12 protein-coding genes are annotated in these 9,243 nt (G+C 43.0%); 8 read left to right on the top strand and 4 right to left on the bottom strand.

Annotated features, from left to right (window positions below; genetic code table 11):
• Positions 1-499 (top strand): hypothetical protein (locus tag EAO38_RS08005; RefSeq protein ID WP_235852587.1); only part of this gene is annotated, 499 nt, incomplete at its 5' end.
• A gap of 25 nt (positions 500-524) precedes the next feature.
• On the opposite strand, the gene EAO38_RS08000 is transcribed toward EAO38_RS08005, so the two are convergent.
• Positions 525-659 carry a type IV secretion system protein VirB7 gene (locus EAO38_RS08000; RefSeq protein ID WP_121022737.1) on the bottom strand — a complete coding sequence of 45 codons (135 nt, stop codon included), beginning with the start codon at positions 657-659 and terminating at the stop codon, positions 525-527.
• Entirely contained in the window at positions 649-1,674 is a 1,026-nt protein-coding gene (locus EAO38_RS07995) for a hypothetical protein (protein WP_121022735.1), read from the bottom strand. Before EAO38_RS07995 ends, EAO38_RS08000 begins: the two co-directional genes overlap by 11 nt.
• A gap of 48 nt (positions 1,675-1,722) precedes the next feature.
• Here EAO38_RS07995 and EAO38_RS07990 point away from each other — a divergent pair, with 48 nt between their 5' ends.
• The 7 genes from EAO38_RS07990 (at position 1,723) to EAO38_RS07965 (ending at position 7,788) form a co-directional block, all read left to right on the top strand.
• Positions 1,723-2,388 (top strand): non-canonical purine NTP pyrophosphatase, encoded by a 666-nt coding sequence (locus EAO38_RS07990; protein WP_121022733.1) that lies wholly within the window; start codon positions 1,723-1,725, stop codon positions 2,386-2,388.
• A 9-nt stretch (positions 2,389-2,397) separates the two neighbouring features.
• The gene (locus tag EAO38_RS07985) at positions 2,398-2,586 is read left to right on the top strand and encodes a hypothetical protein (protein ID WP_121022731.1); all 189 of its coding nucleotides are present in this window, start codon (positions 2,398-2,400) and stop codon (positions 2,584-2,586) included.
• Positions 2,558-3,112, top strand: coding sequence for a hypothetical protein (locus EAO38_RS07980; RefSeq protein ID WP_162982745.1), 555 nt, complete (start codon positions 2,558-2,560; stop codon positions 3,110-3,112). The genes EAO38_RS07985 and EAO38_RS07980 overlap by 29 nt, the downstream gene beginning before the upstream one ends.
• A 263-nt stretch (positions 3,113-3,375) precedes the next feature.
• A complete protein-coding gene (locus EAO38_RS09275) occupies positions 3,376-4,119 on the top strand; it encodes a DNA methyltransferase (protein WP_235852586.1) in 744 nt (247 codons plus the stop codon).
• Positions 4,071-4,538, top strand: coding sequence for a DNA methyltransferase (locus EAO38_RS09270; protein ID WP_235852585.1), 468 nt, complete (start codon positions 4,071-4,073; stop codon positions 4,536-4,538). Before EAO38_RS09275 ends, EAO38_RS09270 begins: the two co-directional genes overlap by 49 nt.
• The gene (locus tag EAO38_RS07970; protein ID WP_121022727.1) at positions 4,539-6,416 is read left to right on the top strand and encodes an ATP-binding protein; all 1,878 of its coding nucleotides are present in this window, start codon (positions 4,539-4,541) and stop codon (positions 6,414-6,416) included.
• Position 6,417: 1 nt separating this feature from the next.
• Positions 6,418-7,788 carry a DNA double-strand break repair nuclease NurA gene (locus EAO38_RS07965; RefSeq protein WP_121022725.1) on the top strand — a complete coding sequence of 457 codons (1,371 nt, stop codon included), beginning with the start codon at positions 6,418-6,420 and terminating at the stop codon, positions 7,786-7,788.
• A gap of 6 nt (positions 7,789-7,794) precedes the next feature.
• Here the strand turns inward: EAO38_RS07965 and EAO38_RS07960 are convergent, their stop codons facing one another.
• Both EAO38_RS07960 and EAO38_RS07955 read right to left on the bottom strand, forming a co-directional pair.
• On the bottom strand, positions 7,795-8,523 hold the full coding sequence (locus EAO38_RS07960; RefSeq protein WP_235852584.1) for a glycosyltransferase family 4 protein: 729 nt from the start codon (positions 8,521-8,523) through the stop codon (positions 7,795-7,797).
• Between the two features lie 325 nt (positions 8,524-8,848).
• Entirely contained in the window at positions 8,849-9,049 is a 201-nt protein-coding gene (locus EAO38_RS07955) for a hypothetical protein (protein ID WP_121022721.1), read from the bottom strand.
• Between the last annotated feature and the right edge of the window lie 194 nt (positions 9,050-9,243).

Here is a 9,243-nt window from a genome sequence, read left to right as displayed (position 1 = left end):
CCAAGAGCACCAAGCCCAAAAACCCCCCGCCCCCAATGAAAGCCCGGATGTGCTTTGGGAATCAGTTAACCCCCTTCCCCCCCAAGCCCCCAAGGTCAAATCCAAGCATTTTTTGATGGGCTATGGCCTGAATAACGCAGCGACTAATGGAGAGGAAGCTAGAGAGAGCGCGTATTTCAATGCCAGACGCATGGTCGCCTTTTCCATCTATTCTAAATTCAGCTGGGCACTGGATCGAAAACGTCTCAAATCGGACAATTTAAAAAGCGTCTTGCTCCTTTGCATTGATAAGGCTATCGACACCCCTGAAATTTTCAAGGAGAAGACTTTTTTTACTCTGTCTTCTTATGACAAAGTTATCGCCCTTTTTATTGTGGACACAAAGGTGCTCGATCGCATTAAGGAGCTCGTGCAATTGCAATACACTTTTAGTTCCGCCCAAAGGCGCGTCATTGATAAGCTAATCCACGACATGCAAAGTGAGGACAGTTTGCACTAATCCACTTTCTAGGTGCTCTTGAGAGTTAACTTAAGAGTGTCCGGTGCGTTTTAGCAGGGGGTACTTGCGCGCATGGGCTCTTTTGCATTTCGTAGTAACGCCCCGTACAAGCCCCAAGACTTAAGGCTAGGATCACCGCTAGAAGATGTCTATTTTTCATATTTACTCCCTATTGTGGTGGTGTCTATATGGGGTTTTGAATCAGAGAGTGTTTGGATATGTAAGGACATTTCTTGAGAAGAGGAGCTGGTGTGCGTGTTTGAGATATTGGATTGGTGCAGGTAGGGGGCTGTGGTGGGGTAGAGCGCGCCCACACTTTGTAAGAGGCTCGTTTTACTCACACTGGCTAGCTGCATGACATCTTGTACCCCTCCATGTGTGTCGCATAGTGCATGGATAAAGCGCGGGATACGTTGCACAAGAAAGACTTCTAGCAATGTGCTGATAATGACGAATAAATGGGTCTCATACGCTTGGAGGGTGCTGAGTGTGGGGATGAGCGTTTCTAACACGCGGGCGTTATAAAAGGCAAGCAAAATAATAAGGGGTTGGTAAAAACTCAGCGCCACGCACTTTCTGACATATAACCAAAGGATTTTCCGCGTGCTGGCAAAAAAGCCTAGGGGCAACACGAGCACCCCTAGGGCTAGCCAAAGATAAATTTCTATAGCCACCATTAAGGCCAACGCCAAGAGCAAAGTGAGTAACGCGCCCTGAGAAAACAATAGAGCCACGCCCAAGAGACTAGAGGCATCAAATCTAGAAGTGTCCATCGTCTGCAAGATCAAACCTAGGGTGTGGAAGGTTTGATTCACTAGGAAAGCAAAATCTAGATGCGCGTTGCCTGTGTGCTGTAAACTAGAGCGCACAAGCTCCATGAGCACATCTGAGCCATAGAAGACAAGACTTCTAAGGATGCGATAAAAGTCTTGCGGGTGTCTCCATGCATAGTTGAACAGCACGAAAAAGAGCGCGAACCCTGCTAGAGAAAACAGCGTGCGCACATGAAACAAATCCCCCAAGCGCACGCGTTGATACGCCCACCCCATCAACGCTAAAGTCAATAAGGCATTAAGAGGGAGTTTTAAACTCTCTAGGAGATGATCCCCCATAGTGGCTAAGAGCATTTGCGTGGGGTCTATAAAAAAGTGCAAGAGAGTTTGGTAAAACTCCACCATCAGCCTTAATATAAATGCGTGTATTCTAACAGATGAAGGATTTTAATGCAAATTATTTTTTTTAGCAACAACCCCCATAAGCTCCAAGAAGTACGATCGATTCTAGCCCATTTTGAAGTACAGAGTTACCGCGCGTTTTTAGAGACGGTAGAAGTCTTGGAAAATGGCGCAAGCTTTGAAGAAAACGCATGCCTAAAAGCGCAGGCCATTTACAATCTCTTGAAAGAGAAACAGGGGGATCTGTGCGTGTTGGCAGATGATAGCGGGCTGTGTGTGGAGGCCTTGGGGGGGATGCCCGGTATTTACAGCGCTAGATTTGCTGGCATCAAAGAGGGGGCTAAAGCCATCCTCCAAAAACATTTTTCCATCCCTAAGACAGACTTGGGCGACACACGTAACAATCTTAAACTCTTGACCTGTTTGCAAGAACTAGGGATTAGAGAATCTCAAGCGTCTTTTGTGTGTGTGGTGGGGATGTGTGCTAGGATAAGGGGGCAATTTTACCAACAAAGTTTTAGAGGAGAGTGTCGAGGAAGGGTGATTCAAGCTCCCCTTAATCCCCAAGCCTTTGGCTATGATCCGCTCTTTGTCCCTCAAGGTTATCATGTGAGCATGGATCGTTTAGAAAAAAATGCCATCTCACACCGTTTTCTAGCCTTACAACAATGTAGAGAGTTTTTGGAGTCCATATTTTGCTACAATGGCAAATAAGGAGTGATCATGCCCATTGCCCCCAAACCTATCAAATTTGTCTGTACTTGTGGGTATTCTAGGATGGTGTCTTTTAAAAGCGATTGCTTGAGCGGGGTGGATTTGGCCAAGTTATCCAACATCTGCCCAAGGTGTGGGAAAACACTGCAAAAAAGCACCCCGAATCTGTTTGACTGGCTCTTTAGGGGGCGATCGTGAGCAATCTTTGATTCTCTACAATGATTACTACCAAAATGATGTGATCAAGTTGCGCCTAGATGTCTTGAAAAAGGAGAGGCATGTTGCCTTTGGCAAGATTCGCCCCAAGTCCAAGGATAAAGAACATAACTTTCTTGCAATTCGCGATCACTCTGGAGTCTTTAAAAGTAAGCGGTTCCTCCAGCTCAAGAAACACCTCATCACCTTTAACCTTGGAGATTATGCCTACAAACTCCACCACACCAGTTTAGACAATATTCTCTACGCCGCAATGGAATATCAAGAAAACAGGAAAGACCCGCTCTATGATTTTAGCGCGGTGATGGTACGCTATTCTAAAATCTTAGAGCAAGAAATGTATCACTTCCTTAGGAATTTCGCGGAATCTTCCAGCCATCTGAATCTACAAATCCTAACTATCCATTATCTTGCATGGGGAAATCAGCCACGCGTATTGGGCAATATCTCTAAAATTGCCCGCGTTTCTAGGGTGCTTTGCCCTAGAAGAACTCCCTATTGCCCTTAAGACTTTTACCAGCATGCGTCATCAAGGCGTACGCCAAAGACCTACGAGTCTCACAGAGAGATGTTAGGTCTCACTTGCCATAGAAGTTTGCCTAAGGATTTGATCCAAAGTCATCTCATCCTCAAAGACAATTCTATTTCAATATCCCCAAACCTGCAATAGCACGCGCATCTCCAAAACACTGGGGGCGTGCCAACTGTTTATGCCCACAAAGCTTTTTTCGTATATAATAAGGTCATTGTCTTATGACTGGAGAGTGGGTTGTGCAAGTTTCTCGCGTTAAGCTTTACAGAGAGTTTTCAAAAATCCACTCTATGGCTTCCTACCTAGCAATGTTCCCTCCCGTATTACCCCATTCTTTTATTACCCGGTATTCCCAAGAAAATGATTTAGTTTATGATCCCTTCGCTGGGCGTGGTACAGCCCCCTTTGAAGCCTGTAGAATGGGGCGCATTGGTATTGGCAATGATTTAAGTCCGCTGGCTTTTTGTTTGATCAAAGCCAAAACAAATATCCCAAAGATTAGCAAAATTAAGAAACGCTTGAATGATTTGGCACGCCACTACCAGCCTCCAGACATTGCAGGCGTGGATATGGATATTAGGATGTTGTTTGATGAAAATTTGACTCTCCCGCAATTAGTCTATCTCAAGCAAGGCTTAAAACTCTCTAGGCCTGTAGATAACTTCATCATGGCTACTCTAGCAGGCATTATGCATGGCAAACACCGCAAAGACGGCACTTCCATGTATTGTAGCATTGATATGCCCAACACTTTTAGCATGTCTGCCAATTACATTAGAGGTTTTGTTGCCAAACACGGTCTTAAGAAATTGCGTCAAGATGTGTTTCAATCACTAGAGTATAGAATAGACTCTTTGTTTGCGCCTTCCAAATACCCCCAGCAGGATATGAGCCGCTATCAAAGGGGATATTGTTTCAATGCCGATGCTATAAAGTGTTCCCAAAAAGTCGTGAAAAATATGGCAAAAACTCTATCGCTCTGATCATCACCAGCCCCCCCTATCTGAAAAATATCTCCTATGGCAAATACAACTGGATTCGCTTTTGGTTGTTCAAAAAGGATTTTGAGGGGTTTAAGCAGAACCAATACAGACTTGAGGGACTCAAAGACAATTTAACTTTTGAAAAATATGCCCATTATCTGCAAGAACTCTTTAATAGTTGGGCAGAGGTGCTAAAACCGGGTGGGCGCGCGGTGGTGGTGATTGGTGATTTACACGCGCTTAATTTGGCTCAAAAAACTTGGGATTGGATACAAGCCCATGGAGGGTGTGCGCTGCATTTAGAGGAGATTTTAGAAGATCGGGCTAAGAGCAATGCCAAGACAACACGCATTTGGGGGGCTAAAAAGGGGCAAGCCACAAAAACCGATCGGATTTTAATCTTAAAAAAGGAGTTGTAGATGGCGCTCACAGATTTTGCAACGGCAAAAAACTTGGATTTTTTTGAAAAAATCAAGCAAGAAGAAAATTTTGTGGGCAATCTCTACGAGTTGGACTACACACAGGCTAAAGTTTTACTTAACGACTACGATAAAAACAATGTCAAGGGAGTGCCTTTAGGCTGCTTTTTAATAGCAATTTATAGCAATGTGTTGCGTGCAGGGCAGATGGAGGGGATTTTACTTAGAGTGGTAGGGACGGCTGAAATCCCACAGACAAAACAGATCGCAGAGACCCTCACTAACGCCCACATTGACAGAAAAGAAAATAGAAAAGAGATCTTAGAGCCCGATACAATCACTAAATACTTTTACCAGTTTTCAGGTTTGCTGTGCCGTGTTTTGGGGACCTTTTATATGGAGCAGGACAAACTTGTCTTTGGGACCGATATAGAAAATTTTCTAGGGGCACACCATTACAGGGTGTATAAACCCCAAAAAACCGAGCTTAGTGTGATTGTTAATGAAAATACCAAAGATAGCGATTACTTGCGCCAAAAAATAGGCAAACTGAGATACGCCTCAAGCCAATCTTACGACAAAGAGGGGGATTACGCGCCCGATGTTTATTTGCGTGTAGAGGATGTTGTGGCGCGCAGAAGTGCTTTTTTTGGGATGACTCGCATGGGCAAATCCAACACGATCAAGATTGTGGTCATGGCAATTGAAAAACTCAACCAAGAACGCAATGAATCACAAATTGGGCAGATTATCTTTGATGTGAATGGAGAATACACCTTTGCTAACCAACAAGATAATACCTGTATTTACGACAAGCTCAAAGACACCAACAAGGTCAGGCGTTTTAGCCTCTCTTTGTCTAAGACACAGGGGTATGAGGATGTCCAAGCGATTCGATACGATTTTTACAACGACAAGACACTGGAGGAATCCTTTGGCTTATTTTGTGATGAAGTTGCCTTACTGAAGTCATCAGATTATATTAGGGCGTTCAAGGCTGTGGATATGTTCGATCGAGAAGGAGATGATGAGGAAGTCAAAAGGCACAAGCAAAGAAAAAGGGCGATTTACAAGTGTATCTTGCATAGAGCCAAGTTTTTGCATGGGCAGAACTACCAAGTTAAATTTACGAGATTTACACGTCAGAGCAACAAGACTCTAACAAGCAATGAGCCTAAATACCATGAGGGTGTTTCTCTTGAAGTGGCGTGTTTGTACTTTGAAGGGTTGGATCAGTTGGATACAAAATACGAGAAAGACAAGGACTTTGAGGCCTTATTAAAAGTTCTGCAAGCTACTAATGTGAGTGGGTATAAAGCTTTGATGGACTTAAGACATTTGCATTCTACACAGGGGAGCGAGGATTATAAGCAAGAAATAGATTCTGCCCTGCGCGCTGGGCAGGTTGTTTTAGTGGATTTATCTAGTGCATCTACAGAGGTGCAAGAAAAATACATCACGAGACTTTGTGCGCATATTTTTGCTAGGTCTATGGAGAAATTCACCAACGACAAAGCACCGGAGTTTATCCAAATGTATTTTGAAGAGGCGCACAACATCTTCCCCAAAGACGACAAGGACTTAAAAAACATTTATAACCGCCTTGCCAAAGAGGGGGCAAAGCTCAATATAGGCATTAGCTATTCCACCCAAGAGGTCAGCTCCATCGCTCCTAGTATCTTGAAAAATACCCAAAACTGGTTCATCTCGCACCTCAACAATAAGGATGAACTTAAAGTTTTGGAAAAATACTACGACTTTAGCGACTTTTCCCAAAGCATTATCAAAAATAATGATGTTGGCTTTGCGCGGGTCAAAACTTATTCCAACAACTTTATTATCCCCGTGCAGATCGATAAGTTTAAAGATAAGGATTAGTATGGGTTATCGCAAGGAGAGAGCATCTAAGATCAACCACCAATGTATTGTTGAAAATGAAAAAGTGAAGGCGTATTTAGCGAGGTGTGGGGTGATAGATACGCCATTGGATATAGATTTTGACAGTGTTGCCACCGCTTTATCCACAATCCAAAACCGAGTGGATTCTCAGATCGAACGCCTTGTTGTGGTGGATGGAGGGTATGAAGAGGTGTGCATAGATGGCAGGTTTCCCTCCAAGAGGCTTTGTTTCTACAATGTGGGGATTTTGACTTTTTCGCTCCAAGACTTAAAATCTCTGGTAAAACAGCAGATCATTAACCCCGATGATTTGGAGAGACTAGAAAAAGACTTCCAACGCTTTTCTTTTGTGCTCTCCATCCAAGGCTACTGTCATGACCAAAAAGATTTTATCACCACCACTAGAGAAAGACTCTATGAAATTTTTAGAGACAATGGCCTTAACGAGGATGGCGATTCTTTATTAAACACTATTAAATGGCTTGTGTTTCAAGAATACAGAGGGGGAGGGGGGTTTATAGAGATCGCATGTGCAGGTTGTGGGGATAGGCACATTTTTAAAAAACAAAGCGCGTCTTATAAGGATTTACAAAACGATTTTTTAACCTGTGCTTGTGGGGCAAAAATTTATATCACCGATTGTTTTGAGCTACACACTTTGGTTGATGAAATTTTAGGGGCTGGAGCCATAGAGTCCTATGTGATGAGCGTGTTTGAGGTGGTGCTCATGCTCTCCATGTTTAGATTTTTAATAGAAGCTAAGCAGTGGGGATGGTTGCCCAAGATTTTTTTTATCAAAGATGGTCCCCTAGCTCTTTTTAGCCGGTTGGATGATTTTGCTTTTAAAGTGGTGCGGGTGTTTTTGCAATATCTCTACGATCGATCGCTACAAGATCGTGTCAGCTATGTGAATTGGATCGGTTTAGATAAAAGCGGTTTGTTCGTGGATCATCTACAAAACTTGGAGCATAAAATCCCCGCAGAAAGCCTTGTGTTGCCTGACTCTGCCTACATCAAAAAGTATATCACCGGCGATACGGGCTCTATTTTTGGACACAACACTTATTTTGGCATGAAGATGTTGGTTAAATCCGATCGCGCTTTCGTGTTGGATGTAGCCATTCCCTTTGGCTTGAATAGGACATACCAGCACTATTTGGAAAGCCCCCATATTGAGGATTTTTTAACCCTCAAACATATTTTAGAAATTTTGAAAGACTTGAGATGTGATCTCTACCAACAATCTTTCATCCCCATCGTGATGCTCAACACCCTCGTGTCCATCTCCAATATTCCCGGTCAAAGGATTCTAAAAAGTTTTTCGCAGAATATGCTTTGTGAATTGGCCTAGGATGTCTCATGCCTCCAACATTGCCTCCACAATGGCCAAATGCTTTTGCATACTTTCTTCAAAATTAAAGTACTTAACCCGTTCTAGGCCTTTTTGGACACATTCTTGGCGTAAGGCCTCATGAGTGAGGGCGACTTCTAATTGTTTAGCGATATCTTGGACATTATACGGATCACAATAAATCCCCGCATCCCCTAAAATCTCTGGCATGCAAGAAACATTACTGGAAAGCACCACACATTGGGCCTGCATGGCCTCTACCATAGGTAATCCAAACCCCTCTGCTAGGCTACCCCACCAAAGCAAATGGGCATGTGCATAAAGAGTTTGTAACAATCCATCAGAAACATAGCCCAGATTGATCACAAAGTCTTGCTGGCAGTAGCACCTCTCCTCTACGCTCAAATCATTATGCGTACCTGTGAGCACCACCTTAAAACGCCTTTGCAAATCTTGGGGTAAAAGCATAAAGGCTTCAATTAAGCGCAACACATTCTTGCGCTTGGCTTGCCCGACTGCTAAGATAAACTCTCCTAAATGAGGTGGCAAGGCTTCCTTTTTAACATCTCTATACGCCCTTAGTCCATGGTAAATCACATGAATACGTTCTTTTGGAAACGCAAAGGTTTTTAAAATATCAGATTTGACATGTTCGCAAAAACAGATAATCTGTGTACAAGCCGCAATTTTAGGGTAAATGTAGTGTTTCCAAATAAACTTGGAATCTTTATCCATACACCATGCTTTGGCGTCGCATAGAGGCAGATCATGGATCATAAATAAGGTTTGTTTGGTCTTGATAGGAGAAATAGCAAAAAACGTGTAGCCCGCTTCAATGCAGAGATCAAAGGATCTATCTCCAAGAATCTTGTTCTTATTCCAAAAAAAGCGGTATTTAAAAATTAAGTAAGCATCTTCAATCAAGGAATATGCAAAAATTTTTTGTAAAAATCTGCTCAGGCTGTGTTTTGTGTAACGATACAATTTACCCGGAGTGAGAGATTGGAGACGTTGGATAAAAGTTTTGCGTTGATGGGGTTGATGAGGCTTGTTAGATTGCTCAGAGAGAGAGAGAGCGGAATTTTAACAATTCTTCTAAATTAGCATACAGCTTACCATAGGCATAGAGCGTGATCTCCACATCACGATCTTTAAAATGCTTTTCTAGGGCTTGGACTAAGGTCAGAACATAAAAGCTACACCCTGCCAAGTCATTTTTAGGATCCATCAGGGCACTTGCATTAACGATAACTTTTTTCAAGAAAACTCCTCGAGTGAGAGCCTAAGATTCTATGCACATCCCAATTATAGCACAACACCCCCCTTCACCCTTGCAAAGGCAGATTCATCGGTGTTAGATAACTTAATTTTTAGCCTGCCTTAAGTGCATAGATAATCCCCAAAAACAACACAATCACCCCTAAACAAATCCCATGCAACACCGCCCAACTTCCA

Origin of the sequence: Helicobacter vulpis (assembly GCF_003660395.1) — a bacterium.
Taxonomy (GTDB): domain Bacteria; phylum Campylobacterota; class Campylobacteria; order Campylobacterales; family Helicobacteraceae; genus Helicobacter; species Helicobacter vulpis.
This window is presented reverse-complemented; position numbering and strand designations above follow the sequence as displayed.